Raw genomic sequence first — 18001 nt, 5'->3', positions numbered from 1 at the left:
GGGGATTTCAATTGACGGTAAAAGAAACTGAGAAGACAAGCTTTTCTTCAAAGCTATCGGAAAGTGTTTGGGGACATCGTTTTATGGATGGTCAAAGAGGTCCAGAATATGTCCTGGAATTCTTGAATGTTATGGCAGGTACCGAGTATACTTTGGATGCTGAATCCTATAAAAGAAAAAAAATGACTGGTTTTCGAAGATTTGTTTTTGAAGGGTCTAAAGAAGGTCGAGCCAACGAAATTATCCAATTAAATAAAGAAGAGCGGAAAAAGCTAATAGAAGCCATTGACGACACTGATAAAATTGATGTGATAAAAGAATTTTTTAGAAACTTGGAAGTAACTATTTATGATGCAAGTGGAAAGCCCACAAATAGGTCTTGGTATGCCAAAACATTATACCCGCTACATGAATCTCTTTTATTTTTTGAGGTTCGAAAAAAAGGCGATAGCATTGGCTATGAAAGAAACTTTTTTGCTAGAGGAGGAGAGTTATACTATCTAATGCTCTCTATGGGAACTCAAAAACATCCAGAATTAAAAGTTTCTATTGAAAATCGACTTAGTGAACTACTTTCTAAAAACAAGCCAATTGAAACCATAGTAAAGTCTATTACCAGCGCAATCGATTATGACTCACAACAAGATGATAAAAGAGCACCTTTAAAAGTAAGAGAAAATGACCCACATCCTTACTTACCAGAGAATGTTGACGTAATATTATTTGAAAGTTTTGCTAAGGAATTTAACAACTTAATAAACCTGAATATTGAGATGTACGAAATGTTTAATTTGATGAATAGCTTAGTCACATTTCAAATAATGAGGTACCTTCTAGATAGAGTGAATTCTGAGAAGCAAACGCGATTATTTATAGATGCAATGGATGGTCAGATTCAACAAATTATGAAGCTATCTTCTGAATCATTTTCGAAAAACGAGTTATTGATTAAAAATAAATACGAACAAACCTTTAAAAAAATCTTTGACGAAAAAATTCAAAACTCAGAATACGTAGAAGAAAACCTTGAAAATTGGAAAAAAGATGATGGATATGCTTTTTTTCAGTTATTAAATTTAGGAAATCTTCATAAAAAAACAAAAGAACGAGCGATTAAAGTTTTAGAAAAATGTAAAGATTATGATGATATAAAAAATAAATTATTTATTGTTGTAAAGGATATTATTGATGATCAACTAAAAAAACACCAAATCCCAATCATGCGTGGCTTAGTTAGAGATGGTGGTTTAGGAGGATTTCGTACGGGCACGAATTATCGTTATTTTTTGACCGATAATTTTTTAAAAATTTTAGTGTTTAGTAATGTTGCACCGGATAGATCTATTGAATTTAGTGATTTCATGGAACAGCTATATGAAAAATACGGAATTATTATAGGAGAAGTTCAAGCAAAGAAATCTGGGCTATATGAAGAATCTAAGTTGAATGTTCGCTACTTTCAAAGAAACGAACAATCTTTACGAAGCAAACTACAACAAAATGGATTATTGGTTGAATATTCAGATGCTACAGCTATGATCCGAAATCCATATAAATGCGCTAAAAATGGGGTGAACGGATGAATACAAAAGAAAAAATTCTAAGCAAATGGATAACGAAAGTATTATGTAAATACTTCAAAGAACAGAAAAATGAAAATACTCCGAAATTATTCATTAAGATTAGTGGATTATTAGATGATGAACTAAAAAGTTTTTTAGATATTTTTAAACAAGAAAAAGCTAAACTAAATACTTATTATACGCCAATAGTTCGACTAATAAAGCCTATTGAAGGATATGAAGACTTTCATTTAAGAGAACATGAGACAAGCATTTGGTTGAGAAATAATACTAAAGTCAACGAAGCTCTTATTATATTAATCAATGATATAGCCCCCGAAGCACAAAGTTTAGAAAATCTTTTTTCAATTGATGAGGCCTTTTTGCTATCAAACCTAGGAATTCAAGAACTTTATGGAGTTTTATCGGAAGAGTACAAATTAGTTTTAGAGGAAATTGAAGATATCCAACAGTTCGTTAAAATGTATAATCAGCTTTCTGAGCCTCAGTTACGAACTTTAGTTGAGTTCACTGCAGCTTTAGTTAATAATACAGAAAACTCGATGGTAAAAAGCATTCAAAAAAACTTACCAATTTTGAATCTTTTTGTAGATCAACATCTCATTGTTGAAGATTCTAACGTAAAAAGATTAAGAAGAAATTTTACTTTGGCAAACTTAATCAGGAAAAATGGAGATGTCGAAAAATTAAAAGAAAAAATTTATACTTTCTTGGATAATGAGGAAATAAACGAATATCCTCATGACATTTGGCAACTTATAACCCCTGAGAGCTTTAGAGAAATAGCATTGAGTTTTATAAATAAAGAGAATCGACGACTTTTATATTACGATTTTGAAACAATCGAAGAAATCTTTAATTTTAAAGAAAAAACAAAGATAAAAGACAGAATTAAAGATGCTTTAGAGTACAATATACGTTCTAAAGATGAGAAACAAATAATTGATGAGGGTATCGAGTCCATTGAAGAAAACGAGAATCCTGATGATATTCAGGATTTTTATGAAAATTTTGAGGATGATCTAGATAAGGATAAAAGTTTAAAAACAATGATTATTCGTAGGATTGAAAAATTGAGAAATCCCTCGGAGTATGAAGATTTATACAAAGCTCTTTTATATGAGTGCTATGGGTTACTTAGTGAATGTGCTGAAGAAGAGGAAATATCAGATGCATATTTTAAGCTAACTGTAGATGAAAACAAATTACCGAGTGATATAATAAGATTTTTGAAAATATACATTAAAAATATTGAAAAACAAGCGCCTTTAGTTCGATACGAGGAAAATATAATAGAAGAAGATGCAAGTAAAAAAGGTCAAGAGATTACTTTTACATTGACAATTTATAATGAAAACAACAAACTAAAAGACAAGTCTTTTAAACTAATCAATTTAGCCGAGAGTAATTTAGGCAGCTTTATAGAAAGCATTGAAGCAAATGAACTTCCTAAGGTGTTGCAATATAAAGATGAAACCGTTGAAAAAATTGAAATAGTTGAAAAAGTAAGTGATGCTCTTGGTCTCCTAGCTGCTCAGCAAAATGAGGAGATGAAAAATCAACTAATATCTTTCAAAGAGTTCTCCACTTGGTATTCTGATGTTTTGAAAGAAGCTTGTTCAAATGGAGTTTTTTCTTTAGATATCAATACTATAGAAAATCGAATAGAAGCCTACTTTAAAGGTGTTGAAGACTCTGTACATATTACAAAACAAGTTTTTAGTCCATTAATGGAAATTGGGACGCTTGATATGTGTAACTATAATCAAGGAAGCACAGGTTTAATCACAGAAAGAACCTTGACAATTTTTCATCCAATACGACTAATCAGTTATCTAAAAAGGTATCAAGAGATTCAAAACAAATTGCAAGATTGGATACAAAGAGCTATGGATGATCGGTTGTTTGTAGAAAAGGAAACTGAGTATTTAGATTATGTCACAGACAGCTTAAAGCAACTGGCTCCACGATATTTTGCACTAGATAGTGATTCGAAATTCTTGATTGAAATTAATGAGGTCTTAGGACAAGGGAAGTTTGTGTTAAATAATGAATTAATGAATAGCACAGATCATATTTCAACAGAATTATCGGAAGAATTGGTAAAGACTTCTAAGAACTATTTGAATGTCTATCCTTATTCTAAAGATAGCTTAGACATTTTGTTTCTTTACTGTCAAAGTTCAGACATTATCATCAAGTCCATTGAAGAACTCTTTAAGAAGATTAAAAGTTTAAAGAAAATAAGATTAAATGTACATAGTCTACATGCTGGATCAATTCATAAAGAAATTAATGATTGGATTAAAAGAAAAGAAGAATATTCTAAATCAGATATTGATCGGAAGTTCCCAAATGTTGAAGTCAAGGTTTTATCTGGAAAAAGGATGGAAGAAATTTTTGAACAAGTAGATGAATACATGATTGACAATGATATTGTGGTTTTAGCAGATTACTTTGGTCAGTCTGATCAAGTACAGTTTTCCTTTGAAAAAATTAGACCAGAAGAATCTTTGAATTGGTTTGAAAAATTGGAAGTGGAGCCATTAAGGAAAAGTGAGGCCATAAAACGACTTCCCTATATCAGTGAAAAAATGTCCAAATCTCTTGAGTATTTTTATAAAATGCAATATATGGTTCAAAAGCATGCGATGTTAGATGAAAATGAGTTATTTGTGTTGAAAAACACCATAACTATTAATAATATTAGCAGCCACTTAATTGATCATATACATGAACGGTTTAATTGGATTATGATTATGGATCGTTTTTTAGACAAATCTTTACTACAAAAAACTTCGTCTAAAGCTCAAATCATTCAATACCGATCCAAGGCAGGAAAGAATAAAAATTACAAATTGATTCTTTCTTCTTCAAAGTACATTAAAAAACTAAACAAAAATATCAAAGATTACGAATATCATGATCGGCTTTTAAGAAAAGTAAAAGAAATAATGAAAAATGAAGGGGTCAAAAAGGAAAGTATTTTAAATGCTGTAAAAGAAGTGAAAGAAATTTCGGGGGCATTAGTACTAAAAGCCGTTGGCCCTGGAAAGTATGCTCATGAAATGTTGGCTACTTATTTATTGATTAAAGCAAACCAAGAACTTAAAAAAGAAACTGATTTTGAAATATGGTCTCTTTGTGATGAACTTCCGTGGTTTAGTTCTAGAAATAGAAGACCGGACCTTGTTATTACTAGAATTAAAAATGAGGAAGACACTTTAATAATTAATTTTTCTATTAAAGAATTAAAGTTCGTAAACCATCGAATTTTTGAACCAGAGAGAATTGATGCGATCAAGCAGATTAAATCAGCAGAAACTTTGTATAATAATATTTTTAATTTTCATCCTGATAGTCCAGACGCTAGTTTTTGGAAAGATGAGCTAGTTCATTATATAGTTGAGCGCGATGCTTATAGTTTCGAAGAATCTAGGTTGATAAAAATTTTGCAAGATAAACCTTTGGATAAGATTCGTGTGAATATAGATACATCTATTGATGTCTTTTGTTATACATCAAATTTAAAGGATTATGAGTTTTCACAAGGAGAATCGGAAGTATATCAAGATTTAATTCAAAGCAAATATAAGAACAATATTTACTCCAGAGATTATATTTTGCATGCATTAGGTGCAAAAGAAGAAGTTGTACCAGATTATGAGGAATTAGAACAGGATTTTCTATTTGAAGAAAAAGAAGTATTTGAAAAAAATGCAAATTTACAGATGAAAGAAGAGAAAGCTGATAAAGATATTGATTCAAAAGAGTCAGAGGACACAAAACAAGAAGAGCTTACAACAGACGAATCAGAACTTAAAAAAGAAATCCACGATAAAAAATATGGAAACCAAGAAAAAGAAGATAAAGAACATGTTTTAAAAGAAAAAGAGACCGATGAGGACGGAAAAGAGCCTGATGAAGAAGTAGAGGACGAAGATATAGTTACAAAATTTGATTTAAAGCCTGAAGTTGCGGCTTTACAAGGGATAGCACTAGACTATGAAACAAAAGAAGCTCCTGATTATAGTCAATTAAAGAAAAAATATGCTAGCAAATTAATTAGTAATTTTGCTAAAAACAACATCGAAATCGATGTTGAAGATGTGATTGTTGGTCCCGGTGTTATAAGAATTGTTGTAAAGATACCTGCAACTGTATCTCATCAAAAACTTACATCCAGGAGCAAAGACATTCAATTGTGGTTAGAAACGAGCCAAGAACCTACTATAAAAATTTATAAAGGAAGGATCAATATAGATATAGTTAGAGATGATCCTGATACCATATACTTTGAACAATTTATGGCACTGATGAGAGAGCAGATTGGTGATAAAGTTAAAGAAACAAACTTAATTGCTCCGTTAGGATTAAACCCTCTAAGTAAAGCGATATATATTGATTTAGCTGATTCAACAACGCCTCATCTATTGGTAGGAGGAACTACTGGTAGCGGAAAAAGTGTATCGTTAAACTCAATAATCCTTGGGATAATGTGTCTTTATTCTCCAGAGCAAGTACAGTTTGTTTTTATTGATCCAAAGCAGGTGGAGTTTAGCTACTATAGCCAGAAAATTCATACCCAAGATGTGATTACAGATATTGAAAAAGCAGTGGTTGTTTTAGATGAAATGGTTGATGAGATGGAGAAACGATACAATCTCTTTTCTAAAGAGTATGTTACAAATATAGATGAATATATAGAGGTTACAGGGAAAAAGTTACCTCGCCTAGTGATGGTTTTTGATGAATTTGCAGACTTTATGAATCAAGAAAAAGAGTTAGCTAAAAAAGTAGAAAACGCCATTACTCGGATAGGACAAAAAGCCAGAGCTGCTGGAATTCATCTAATTGTGTGTACACAACATCCAAAGGCAGAAGTTATCAATACAAATATCAGAAATAACCTGGGAGCTCGGTTAGCATTAAGAACTGCTGATTCTATAGCTTCTAATGTTATCATTGATCAAGATGGAGCTGAACGGTTAGCGGGAAAAGGAGATTTTCTTGCAAAGGTAAGCTATGGTAATATCGAACGAGGCAAAAGTCCATTTTTAACACAAAAAGTAAGAAGAGCACTTTTGAAGTATTTTGAAGAAAATTAAATTCCATGTTAATTTATGAAATGAATTTAGTACTAAGTTAGAAAGAACTTAGGTACAAAATGTTAAGAAAATTGATAGATTAATATAATATAGTATCTCTATATAACATTATTCTATCGATTTTCTTTCTATTTATTAGATTAACATCACTGGCCACCATGCAGTCTTCTCCATATTAGTGGTTCGCTTCGTAAAATCTATATTTTTCAACGGTTTTAAATATATTGCACAAAAATAATGTTTACAAATATACTGATATTGGATATGATATCAGTATATTTGTAAAAGAGGTGATATAAATGAATTACCTTGAAAAATTAGAAGATTTTATAAAACAGAAAAATGGAACTATATTAACATCAGATCTAGAAGATTTAAATATTCCAAGGATATATTTATCAAAGCTTGTTGACATGGGAAAGCTGGAACGTGTTAGTAGAGGTGTATATGTGTCGCCTGAAACAATTGAGGATGAAATGTACTATATGCAGTGTAAGTATCCTAGAATAATCTATTCTCATGAAACTGCTTTATTTCTACATAATTTAACTGATAGGACGCCATTTGAGTATTCTGCTACTGTTTCAAGTAGCTACAAAGTTGTTAAGAATATATGTGAGAACTTCAAAATCTACTATATTAAAAATGATTTACATTCATTAGGAATTACTGATAGCATGACTTCTTTTGGGAATAAGATCAAGGTGTATAACGTTGAAAGGACAATTTGTGATATTGTAAGAAGTAGAAATAAAATAGATATTCAAATTGTAAATGAAGCATTAAAGAGGTATATAAAGCTTACATCTACAGATTATGCACTTCTTATACAATATGCAAAAAAATTGAAGGTCGAGAAATTAATTAAAAATTATATGGAGGTACTACTATGAGCAATAAAGCGATGAGCTTAAAAGCTAGAATCAAAAATCTAGCTAAGCAAAAAGATATGTCTGCTCAAGTAGTTCTTCAAAACTATATGTTTGAGAGGTTCTTAGAGCGTTTATCGAAATCACAGTACAAGAATAAGTTTATACTTAAGGGCGGTATGTTGATTGCAGCTATCGTAGGCATTGATAATTGAGCAACAATGGACATGGATGCAACGATAAAAGATTATCCATTGAATATCGAGCCTTTATCGAAAGCTATTATTGATATCTGTTTAATAGATGTAGATGATGATTAAATAATTTTGCAGTTCTTTTGCTATTGAAATTCCACTAGTATCAGCCCCAAAAACTGCAAACATTTTGCAAACATTGCAAACAAAAATCTAACGAAAAAGGTGAAAATGAGGCAAATTTGATAAAAACGAGAACTCTTTTATATTGCAATAAATGTGTAAATTTCAACAAAAACAGGAATAGGCATAAATTAATAAAAAAAGAAAAAAGCGACCTGAACAGACTGGGGGTCTGGAGGTCGCAGGTTCAAGTCCTGTCAGCCAGACCATGTAAATTCAACTATCTAAAATTTAGATAGTTTTTTTGTGTTATAAATAACTTTAATCCAATGCCCCAAGAAGTCACCACCTCTAAGTATTGTAAGCGTACAATAAAAGATGCATGGAATAATAACAGGGATATCGGTATGATATCCCTGTAGGTATTTAATCTGCTTTACACGTTGTTTGAATTAATTCATCCCAAGGCATCATTAGATCCAGTGAGTTTGAGTTAGTCTTATAATTAGATCCTGGTAACCTTGTTAAAAGAAATTCTAGGTATTTGTAGGGGTTAAGTCCATTGGCTTTCGCCGTTTCAACCAACGAATATACACATGCGCTTGCTTTAGCTCCATCATGTTTTTTGCAAGCACTTTCTGTAACGAAATGCAATGCAAAAGTGTAACACCCCAAATTGTATTTAATTGTTAGACTGCTTCATCAAAGAGTGCTTTAATCGCCAGCTATCTCGACCAAAAACAATTAAATGACTATGATGAACAAGCCTGTCGATGAGAGCGGCGGTGAGCTGGTCATCATAGAAAATGCCATTCCACTTGCTAAACTCTATGTTTGTGGTAATAATAAGACTGCGCTTTTCATAGCAGTCTGCAATAACCTGAAACAGCAGCTGGGATCCTTCTGCGTCGAATGGGATATAGCCCCATTCGTCACAGATAAGTAGATTGCGAATGTCAATGAATTTTTTTACCACGTGATACTGAATTTGTTTACCAGTAGTGCTACTCAAAAAGTTTACCACTATGGGGCTTAATATAGGGAAACCATGTAATGGTCCCACTATGTGATTTGATTAAAAGAATGATGGTTCTTGAAAATCTGGAATTTCAATGGAATGCTGTCTACATAGTTCTTCCAACATTTCTATGTATACGGTTAGTTCACTAATTTCAAGCTTTGCATCGTTGTAGGCACTTTTTACTTGTTCAAAGCATTCTTCTAAGTTTTCAAGATATTTACGTTCTTTTTTAGTCATTTGTTGAACCTCCCTTTGGGTTTTCTCTGGAATAATCACTCCGAAATGATGGACCATTCATATTCAGTACATGTGAACGGAATGTTAGTCTATCAACCAAAGCAGCTACCATTGTTTCGTTCTCAAAGAGGGTGGTCCATTCAGAAAACTTTAGGTTGGTAGATACAACAACACTTCTTTTTTCTGCACGGTCAGCTACTACTTTGAATAATAGCTCTGATTGATGCAGGTTAAATGTTAAATAGGACATTTCATCTATAATAAGTAAATCTGTCTTAGCAAGCTGCTTCTCAAGTTTTAAGAGGCGTTTGTATTCCATGGCTTCAATCAGTTCATTAGATAGATTCGCTGCCGTATAGAATTTGACATTCATACCTTGCATGCAGGCTTTAATACCTAAAGCTATGGAACAATGGGTCTTACCTTTATAGAAAGTTTTCCATAATGGAAAGTCGCATCTTGCAACTGCAATTGGTGTAGCAGCCTGCAGCAGTGGCAAGAGAGTGAAGTTCTTCCGCACCGCATCGCTGGTGAACCAACTTAGTGAAGCAAAGGCAAAGGGTGAACTGAAACGTTTTTTTGAGGGTAATTGAAAAAACAGATTTATTGATATGCGATGAATGGGGTTATATCCCCTTCGAGAAGGAGGGCTCACAACTTCTGTTCCAAGTCATATCGGAATGCTATGAAAGGAGAAGTGTCATCATAACAACCAATCTAGAATTTAGTAAGTGGAATGGCATTTTTTATGATGAAAAACTAACCAGTGCTATTATTGATAGGCTGGTTCACCACAGTCATTTGCTGGTTTATACAGGTCCAAGTCACAGACTAACACACTCAACCATGAAATCCCAATAATGGAAATGGGGTGCTGGGAAAATTAAGTTCCGAAGTGCAAGAAAAGGTACTTGCCAAAAACATCCATCTACCAACTAAGGTTCCATAGAGTTAGGAATCACTTAGGGTTAAAACAAGTATTACTATTTTTTGAGGGCTTTTTATTCTACTAAAAAATTTGTAGAATTTGGAGGAAAAATGTAGAAAATGTAGAATATTTAATAAGGTATTCCTAATAAGAAATAACCCATTTTGTTTTACCTTAAAGTTGTTGGACTTATTATATTCAATATATTGACGTAAATCTATATAGGATTTTGTTAACAATGCTGTATAATATGTTGCCGAATTAATCATGTCAATAAAAAAATGGGGGATATTTATATGACTAAAGAAACGAAAAACAATCAAGTATCAAATAAAATAATCGTTATGATAATTGGGCTAGCTATACTCATGGGAATGTTGACATCGGCAATAGTAGTGTTTTTTTTATTTCAAAATGAAAAACTGGATCAAAGTGAGCCAAGGAAAAATATAGAAATTAAAAAAATTGATGCTACTGTTGAGAATACACTTGAAAAATTTAAAGAGAAAGATGCAAGTTATTTGGGTACAGATGAATTTGGTAAAGATCTAGAAGAAGTAAGCAAAGAATTATATGCTAATGCTTCTGATACAGGTGGTTATACTAATGAGGAAGAGAGAGTATGGAAGTATATTATGGATAGATGGAGTTATTATGATGATTTAGAGGGCGGGTATGCTGGAGACAAATACACAAAACAAGTATTTCAAGATGCAAGTATTAGATTCAATATAACAGCTAGCGAAGCTGAAAGGATTTGGAATAAAGTTGACAGGGCTAAATTGGGCATTTATTAAAATATAATGTGAAAGTTTTAGTCAAATTAACAACTTTACAGATCAATTTTAGTAGCTTTTATTAATTGATACTTATGTAAACATTAAGAAATAGTATATTAGAAGTAAGCATTTTTACTATAGTTCGATAATTTAAAATAAGTAAACGCATGCTAAAACCAGGTGAAAGACAACAAAAGTTCAATTATAAATTTCTATATGGGAGTAAAAACCCATCGTAGTAGAAATATTGGTATGATTCAGCATACTAGAGACAATTTTAAGTGAAATACTATTTGACATCATTAGTGTGGCAAAGTATGGCTTAATCACTAGATACAGGGGGTTACCTTAATCGGCAACCCCCTGTATCTTTTATTTTATCCCGCCATCACACTAAGGACCTCTGGGGTCCACAAACTTCCTTCGGTTGATCCAGACACAAAAAAATGCTTCCACAAAATACCCTTACAAAAAGTAATACACAAAAAAACCTATTGCTATGCTTTGAAGCTTTACTTTGATTTTTTACAGGAGCAGGGTAAGGCCTATGGTGAAATTACTATAAAGGATTTAGCGACTTTTGTAGGGTGGTTAAGAAGCCAAGTTATCCGAAACACTGCTGGGTGTTTCATTAAGGTGTCTGAGCCAGTAGCTAAAGGTAATGGTCTTAAGAGCATTTTGCTCACACTATGCTTTCTGAGTAAGATTACTGGATTTGTAGTCGTTTACACGATTTATCCAAATTTATCTGTTTTCTTTTAGTTTCATAAAAAAACAAACACCTCCGATTAATATCTTTGGTGTATTATCTCATGATCCTAGTATTGAAATCTATGTGGGCTGCATTTGACGGATACAGAGATAGACAGAAGGGCCGGAAGAGGGAAGGGTGTTTCTTCTCTCTGGAGGAGAGCAACTGTATTTAATCCCTTTCTTACACTTATAAGCAATTGGAATCTTTGTATCTTAGGTGTTTACCTGCTTAGCGGGTATGAATTCCTGTAAGCATATTGTAGGAATGATATATATTATAATATTTTATGTTATTTTATAATAATTTATAATAATTTATAATAATTTATTGTAAAAACCTATTTTCAGGTGTATGCTATAGATAAGAAGAGGTAACAATTTATGATAGAACAGTTAGCTGAAAAAATGATTCGAAAAAAAATTAATGAAGGCGATTTTGATGTTACTGAACATGCAATGGCAAGAATGACAGAACGTAAAATCGACTTTAATAAAGTATTAGACTGTATTATAAAGGGAAAAACCGTAGAATTTCAAACTGATAGAAGAATAAATGATATTAAAGTTTTATTTCAGGAGGCAACAGATAAAAAGCCAGAAATTTATACTGTTGTTGCTGCTTTGGATACTCCTTTAATTATTACCGTATGCAGAACAAAAGAAGAAGTTTGGGAGTGTATTGATAATGTTCTGCAAAGAAGGGAGAGATATAAACGATGAGTAAGAAATGTTATATCTGTAACAGCGACATGGAGAAAAAAACCACATCCATTAATACAGGATGGGGAACTTATAAGTTAACTGTAGATGGCATTAATGCGTATGTATGCCCAAAATGCAATGAGGTTACAATCGAAGGAAAAGATGCTATTATGCTACAAAAGCTTAGCAAAAGCTTAGTAGAGGTAGATGAAGATCAGAAGCCTGATGTTTTAAATTTAACTGAGGTAGCAGATTTACTAAGGGTCAGTAATCAAACAATATATAATATGATTAAAGATGGCAGATTAAAAGCCCATAAATTCGGGAGAGAATGGAGATTTCTTAGGAAGGATATAGAATCCTTCATGAATGGAGAAGAAGCATACGGCATTGCTGCAAGAGGCAAAACAGGAGAGTTAGATAAAAAAGATACTGAAATAATATCTAAATATCTATAATTGCATGATGTATCTATATAAAAATAATCCTGGGCTTTATGCTCAGGATATTCTTTCATCATTAAATTTAAACTCCTCCTATTGATATTTTAAAAGTATGCCAAGCCTATGATATAAAGGTAAATTATGAAAATATAAGCTCTGCCGAAGCACTTTTGATTGTTTCTCAAGGAAAAAAGAATATTATTATAAATGGAAAGGTTTTGTATGTACCAAGACAAAGGTTTTCTATAGCTCATGAAGTAGGACATTTTTTTATTCCTTGGCATAGTAGTATGTGTACATGTTCTAATATTGGGGATTTTAGTTCAAGTGATATTCAGGAGAATGAGGCAGATGTTTTTGCTTCGGAACTATTAATCCCAACCAATAGATTACTTCCTAAAATCGATGGTAAAGATATCACGCTAGAACTAATAAAGGAGTTGGCGCAGGAATTTCATGTATCCTTAGGAGCAATGACGAGAAAAGTAATATCAAATACCAAGGATAAGGTGATTGCATTGGTCTATTACAGTAATGGAAGAAAGATTATTCAAGTACAGTCACCAAGTTTTGACTTTAATTTAAAACCAGGGATTATACATAGATCGGCTGCCAAAGAACTTCTACGCCATAGATATAGCAATGAAATTGTAAGAAGAATTTTAAATCGTAATGTATGGTTCCATGAGAATAGAGATGATTTTAGGATCGTAGAAGAATCACTATATCAGCCTAATTTTAATAGAGTATTTACAATATTAAGAATAGCTAATGATTCCGATTACTATGCTGAGTTGTTTTAATGAACTTTAGAAGAGTAAAACTATCAGTAGTATTTAGTCTGAGGTTTAGAAATGTTTGAAGGTTTCTATAAAAGAAGATAAAGGAAAATTCCTCTAAAACTGATGGAGAAATCATCCTTTATCTTTATTTTTATCTAATTTCATTCGATAAAATTCCTCAAATAGATTTCCTATCTCCTCTACACTACTATACCTCACCAAAACCTCAAAACTAACCAACCCCATCCATTGCTAGCCACTGTAAACCTGTAGTGATAAAGAGCGACTGGATGTTGATAATGGTATGTTATTATGTCCTACCCATGATGCATTATTTGATAAAGGTTTTATATCATTTAATGATGATGGGAGTATATACATTTCAAATAAGATAGATAAGAGAGAATATGAATTACTGAACATCAATAAAGATATAAAGTTAAATTTTAAAAGAGAGCAACTACCTTATATCAAGTGGCATAGAGAAAATGAAGTGCAGTAAAGGGGTTAAATGGAAATGAACTGTTGCTATAAAGGATTTATCTATGATTTTTTATTTTTAACTAAAGAGCAATGGCTTAATGAAATGATCATGAACTATAGAGTACTATGCCATGAGGCACCAAGTAATAGTCAAATTAATGCATGGGTTGATTGTCATAACAAGTTGGTAGCGAATTTCTATAAGTACAAAGACAGAAACTACTATCTCATATTTGAATATGAACTGCCCCATGAGGGTGGTAGAAGGCCAGATTTAATTGTATTAATGCATAATCATGTTGTGATAGTTGAATTTAAAGAAAAAGATTTTATTACAAGAGCAGATTTAGACCAAACCGCAGCTTATGGGAGAGATATCAAGAGTTATCATCAAATCTCTCATAATAAAAACATAACAGCTCTATTGATGCCCACAAAAACAAAGGGGAAATTGAGTAAGATAGGCCCTGTAACTATATGTTCACCGGATAGAATAGGCGAGATCATTGATGGATTAAGTGCTGATGGTATTCATTATGATCCAGAGGAATGGCTGAACTCTGGTTATGAGCCATTGCCAACGTTAGTTCAGGCAGCTAAAAAGTTATATAAAAGGAAACCTTTACCTGCTATCAGGCGAGCAAATAGTGCTGGTATACCGGAGGCAGTTGAGGTGCTAAAGGATATAGCGCAAAAGGCAAGAGAGAAAAAAGAGCGGGTTTTAGCTCTAGTAACAGGGGTTCCCGGTGCGGGTAAGACATTATTGGGGCTACAATTTGTCTATGAGTGTTTTGAAGATGATAGCAGCAAACAATCTATCTTTTTATCTGGAAATGGTCCTTTAGTGGAAGTATTACAGCATGCATTAGATAGCAAGGTTTTTGTTCAACCTCTTAGGAATTATATTAAATATTATGGAGTAGAGAAAAGAGGGATTCCTAAGGAACATATTGTGGTTTTTGATGAAGCGCAAAGGGCGTGGGATCTAGATCATGTTCAAGAAAAGCATAGGATCAACCTATCTGAGCCTGATTTAATCATTAATATTGCTGATAGGATTCCAGATTGGGCTGTGTTTCTTGGACTGATTGGAGAGGGTCAAGAGATACATAATGGGGAGGAAGTTGGAATTCAGCAGTGGAAGGATGCTATTGAAAAAAGTGGGAACAAATGGAGGGTTATGTGCCCCAGTAAGATATCCCATGTTTTTAAAAATATTGCGGAAGTAGTAGAAGTGGATGAATTAGATTTAAATATTACATTAAGATCTCATCTTGCGGAGGATGTTACGCTATGGGCTAATGAGCTTTTAAAGGGAAATATCGTAAGGGCTAAGGTTTTAGCAGAAAAAATTATTTCAGAAGATTTCAACATGTATGTGACAAGAGATTTGAAAAAGGCAAAGCGTTATTGTAGAAATAGGTATCTAAATAATCCTGAAAAAAGGTATGGGCTGCTTGCTTCTTCTAAGGCTAAAATATTACCTAAGTTTCATGTAGAGAATTCTTTTAATGCCACAAAACAACTAGAGGTAGGCCCTTGGTTTAACTATAGGGAAGATAATAAACTGTCATGTTGTAAAATGAATAGGGTGGCCACTGAATTTGCATGTCAGGGGTTAGAGCTAGATATGCCAATTGTTTGTTGGGGAGAAGATATGCTTTGGGAGGGAACTGGTTGGAGGAAATATGAGCAAAGAGGAGCTAAAGCAAAGGATCCAAGTCAACTAAGATTAAACAGTTATAGGGTTTTATTGACTAGAGGAAGGGATGGATTTGTGGTTTTTGTTCCAGACACTACAGTGCTAGATGATACATATGAAGTGCTTTTAGAAAGTGGAATTACTGCCTTATAAAGGTTGACTATAAAACTGAAGTATCTATAGCGCAAGCTAAATAGATCTAGATTTAAAGTAAAATACAATTGATGAAGCGGGGTAGCTATATGCAAAAATATAATAATGTCACAGATGCTGTATGGGTGGCAGCAGCTATAATGAAATATAATAAATATTTTCACTGTATTAAAGTTATGTGAAATACAAATTAAGGGGAATATATTGGAGGTAAACTATGGAAGAATGTGCACTGTGTAAGAAAAAAGCCGAACTCAAGAATAGTCATATAATTCCAAAATTCGTTACTGACTGGATTAAAAAAACTGGACCAACAGGCTTTCTGAGAGATACTAACAATGCTTTTCGCTTAAGAGTACAAGATGGATTAAAGGTGCATTTGCTATGTGGTGAGTGTGAACAGTTATTTTCTAAACATGAAAAGATTTTTGCGGAGAAAATATTTATCCCCTATTTAAAAGATAAAATGAATTATCATTTCTTAATTATGCACAACTTCATCCAATTTCATTTTTAAAACGAAGTATTTTTGTTTCTTTATTGGAGAATGGTAATCCGGAATATTCTTATGTATATTCCAACTTATGCGGCATTTTAATCGTAACAGCTATTAAGAAAACTAGTTATGACTTATGGCATAATACATTAGTCACAGATGGAACTATAACCACCGATCAATTAATGGGAAGCCCGGTATTAGGAGAGTTAATTATGATATTGAAAGAATGTAGTACAGGTATTATACCAGAAAAACAACTAGCTAAGATACTAAGCCAGTTTATTGAGAATGAAGACAAAGTTTTGAATAGTAAATTTTTTGAAGAATTCTCTAAAGATGTTGAATTAAACGAGCTATACAAGAAAATTATCAAGGATCAATAGCTTGGCACTTCACAATGTGTTTGCATAAGGGTGCTTGAAGCCGTAATTGAGAGAAAAGATCAGTGCACCACATCCCTTTCACTGGGAGCGCAGCTAGGACCATGTGGGTCCGGTTTAGGGACGTTGTAAACACGGGTACGATAGATGAAAAAATCACCCATTCTAATGGTTGTTTGTGTTTTATAGTAGGTTGTATGAGTCTAACAAATTGGTTGTTATAAATTAATTGAGTAAGCTTAATAATTAATGCAAAAAAGCATCTACAAAATGATCAAGTATTTTATTCTGATATTTATCTTAATGATACCTTTAAATTGACTTAGTAGATTTTTACTATTAAACTAAACTTCAACCAAAACTAACCCCAAAAACTGCAAACATTTTGCAAACATTTTGCAAACATTTTGCAAACATTGCAAACAAAAAGCTAACGAAAAAGGTGAAAATGAGGCAAATTTGATAAAAATGAGAACTCTTTTACATCTTAAGAAATGTGTAAATTTCAACAAAAACAGGAATAGGCATAAATTAATAAAAAAAGAAAAAAGCGACCTGAACAGACTGGGGGGTCTGGAGGTCGCAGGTTCAAGTCCTGTCAGCCAGACCATGTAAATTCAACTATCTAAAATTTAGATAGTTTTTCTTGTGTTATAAATAACTTTAATCCGAGGCCACAAGAAATCACCACCTCTAAGTATTAGCACAGGTGGTGAGAGTGTGTCATTTTTTTATTAATTACCAAATACTATTTAGCTTTGAGAATTAATCATTTCCTGCAATTTCTTTAAGTGATCATGATCAGTTGCTAAAATATCTTGAACCATTTCTGAACTAGTGGAGTCTAAGTCTCCTTGAATAATTTTTTCTACCATAGCAATTCCTTGATCTTCTCCATCGTACAGCTTTGTTAGCATACTTTTGTCACTTCTTAAAATACCTTCAGCCCTGAGCTTGGTTTGAGACATAATCCCTACAATGCCTGTAGATTCCTCAGGTATGCCACCTAGACTTATAATGCGATCTGTTATTCTCATGGCATGCTGCTTATGATCCTCCAAAATAGTATTAATTTCTTCTCTTGTTTTATGATTTTCAACTGTAGGTAAAACACTCTCATAGCTCTCTATAGCCATGTGTTCACCTTTTAGTAATTCATTTAAAGTTTTTACATTTGGCTCATCCATTTGAAATATATCCTCCTAAAGTTCATGTCTTTTAAAGTAGTATTCCCCAAAAACATGAAGCATTATAATAGCATT

General features: G+C 32.6%; 19 protein-coding genes. 14 read left to right on the top strand and 5 right to left on the bottom strand.

The features are described from left to right. The first annotated feature begins 11 nt into the window (after positions 1-11). From CACET_RS10475 to CACET_RS10460, 4 genes are all read left to right on the top strand, one after another. Complete coding sequence (locus CACET_RS10475; protein WP_044825097.1) at positions 12-1583, top strand: hypothetical protein; 1572 nt, start codon at positions 12-14, stop codon at positions 1581-1583. Then, a complete protein-coding gene (locus CACET_RS10470; RefSeq protein WP_044825098.1) occupies positions 1580-6691 on the top strand; it encodes a DNA translocase FtsK in 5112 nt (1703 codons plus the stop codon). The genes CACET_RS10475 and CACET_RS10470 overlap by 4 nt, the downstream gene beginning before the upstream one ends. Before the next feature lie 299 nt (positions 6692-6990). Then, complete coding sequence (locus tag CACET_RS10465; RefSeq protein WP_044825099.1) at positions 6991-7584, top strand: type IV toxin-antitoxin system AbiEi family antitoxin domain-containing protein; 594 nt, start codon at positions 6991-6993, stop codon at positions 7582-7584. After that, positions 7581-7775: a nucleotidyl transferase AbiEii/AbiGii toxin family protein gene (locus CACET_RS10460; RefSeq protein ID WP_052661457.1), complete on the top strand. Its 195-nt coding sequence runs from the start codon at positions 7581-7583 to the stop codon at positions 7773-7775. The genes CACET_RS10465 and CACET_RS10460 overlap by 4 nt, the downstream gene beginning before the upstream one ends. A gap of 528 nt (positions 7776-8303) precedes the next feature. Here the strand turns inward: CACET_RS10460 and CACET_RS21120 are convergent. From CACET_RS21120 to CACET_RS10440, 4 genes are all read right to left on the bottom strand, one after another. Beyond that, positions 8304-8462, bottom strand: coding sequence for a transposase domain-containing protein (locus CACET_RS21120; RefSeq protein WP_144414758.1), 159 nt, complete (start codon positions 8460-8462; stop codon positions 8304-8306). Positions 8463-8559: 97 nt separating this feature from the next. Further along, positions 8560-8853 carry an ATP-binding protein gene (locus CACET_RS10450; protein WP_278287105.1) on the bottom strand — a complete coding sequence of 98 codons (294 nt, stop codon included), beginning with the start codon at positions 8851-8853 and terminating at the stop codon, positions 8560-8562. 99 nt (positions 8854-8952) lie between these two features. Beyond that, positions 8953-9135, bottom strand: a complete 183-nt coding sequence (locus tag CACET_RS10445; protein ID WP_044825102.1) for a hypothetical protein — start codon at positions 9133-9135, stop codon at positions 8953-8955. After that, positions 9128-9634, bottom strand: coding sequence for an ATP-binding protein (locus CACET_RS10440; protein ID WP_201774944.1), 507 nt, complete (start codon positions 9632-9634; stop codon positions 9128-9130). Before CACET_RS10440 ends, CACET_RS10445 begins: the two co-directional genes overlap by 8 nt. Positions 9635-9638: 4 nt before the next feature. Here CACET_RS10440 and CACET_RS21115 point away from each other — a divergent pair, with 4 nt between their 5' ends. The 10 genes from CACET_RS21115 to CACET_RS20480 all read left to right on the top strand — a co-directional run bounded on the left by CACET_RS21115 (position 9639) and on the right by CACET_RS20480 (position 16742). Next, a complete protein-coding gene (locus CACET_RS21115) occupies positions 9639-9728 on the top strand; it encodes a hypothetical protein (RefSeq protein ID WP_278287075.1) in 90 nt (29 codons plus the stop codon). After that, positions 9715-9996: an ATP-binding protein gene (locus tag CACET_RS19860; protein ID WP_278287074.1), complete on the top strand. Its 282-nt coding sequence runs from the start codon at positions 9715-9717 to the stop codon at positions 9994-9996. The genes CACET_RS21115 and CACET_RS19860 overlap by 14 nt, the downstream gene beginning before the upstream one ends. Positions 9997-10359: 363 nt before the next feature. Further along, a complete protein-coding gene (locus CACET_RS10430) occupies positions 10360-10860 on the top strand; it encodes a hypothetical protein (RefSeq protein ID WP_044825103.1) in 501 nt (166 codons plus the stop codon). Positions 10861-11976: 1116 nt separating this feature from the next. Continuing rightward, on the top strand, positions 11977-12315 hold the full coding sequence (locus tag CACET_RS10425; RefSeq protein WP_052661458.1) for a DUF4258 domain-containing protein: 339 nt from the start codon (positions 11977-11979) through the stop codon (positions 12313-12315). After that, positions 12312-12755 (top strand): helix-turn-helix domain-containing protein, encoded by a 444-nt coding sequence (locus CACET_RS10420; protein ID WP_044825104.1) that lies wholly within the window; start codon positions 12312-12314, stop codon positions 12753-12755. The genes CACET_RS10425 and CACET_RS10420 overlap by 4 nt, the downstream gene beginning before the upstream one ends. Positions 12756-12835: 80 nt before the next feature. Continuing rightward, positions 12836-13543 carry an ImmA/IrrE family metallo-endopeptidase gene (locus tag CACET_RS10415; RefSeq protein ID WP_082058216.1) on the top strand — a complete coding sequence of 236 codons (708 nt, stop codon included), beginning with the start codon at positions 12836-12838 and terminating at the stop codon, positions 13541-13543. A 265-nt stretch (positions 13544-13808) separates the two neighbouring features. Next, positions 13809-14024 carry an HNH endonuclease signature motif containing protein gene (locus CACET_RS10410; RefSeq protein ID WP_201774946.1) on the top strand — a complete coding sequence of 72 codons (216 nt, stop codon included), beginning with the start codon at positions 13809-13811 and terminating at the stop codon, positions 14022-14024. 15 nt (positions 14025-14039) lie between these two features. Then, positions 14040-15860 carry a DUF2075 domain-containing protein gene (locus CACET_RS10405; protein ID WP_052661459.1) on the top strand — a complete coding sequence of 607 codons (1821 nt, stop codon included), beginning with the start codon at positions 14040-14042 and terminating at the stop codon, positions 15858-15860. A gap of 217 nt (positions 15861-16077) precedes the next feature. Next, a complete protein-coding gene (locus CACET_RS10400; RefSeq protein WP_044825108.1) occupies positions 16078-16377 on the top strand; it encodes a hypothetical protein in 300 nt (99 codons plus the stop codon). Between the two features lie 23 nt (positions 16378-16400). Next, positions 16401-16742 (top strand): hypothetical protein, encoded by a 342-nt coding sequence (locus tag CACET_RS20480; RefSeq protein WP_158386033.1) that lies wholly within the window; start codon positions 16401-16403, stop codon positions 16740-16742. 749 nt (positions 16743-17491) lie between these two features. Here CACET_RS20480 and CACET_RS10395 read toward each other — a convergent pair. After that, positions 17492-17926, bottom strand: coding sequence for a DUF2383 domain-containing protein (locus CACET_RS10395; RefSeq protein ID WP_044825109.1), 435 nt, complete (start codon positions 17924-17926; stop codon positions 17492-17494). Positions 17927-18001 lie beyond the last annotated feature (75 nt).

The organism is Clostridium aceticum, assembly GCF_001042715.1.
Lineage (GTDB): Bacteria > Bacillota > Clostridia > Peptostreptococcales > Natronincolaceae > Andreesenella > Andreesenella acetica.
Note: the sequence above shows the minus strand (reverse complement) of the source record. Positions and strands in the feature narration are given on the sequence as shown.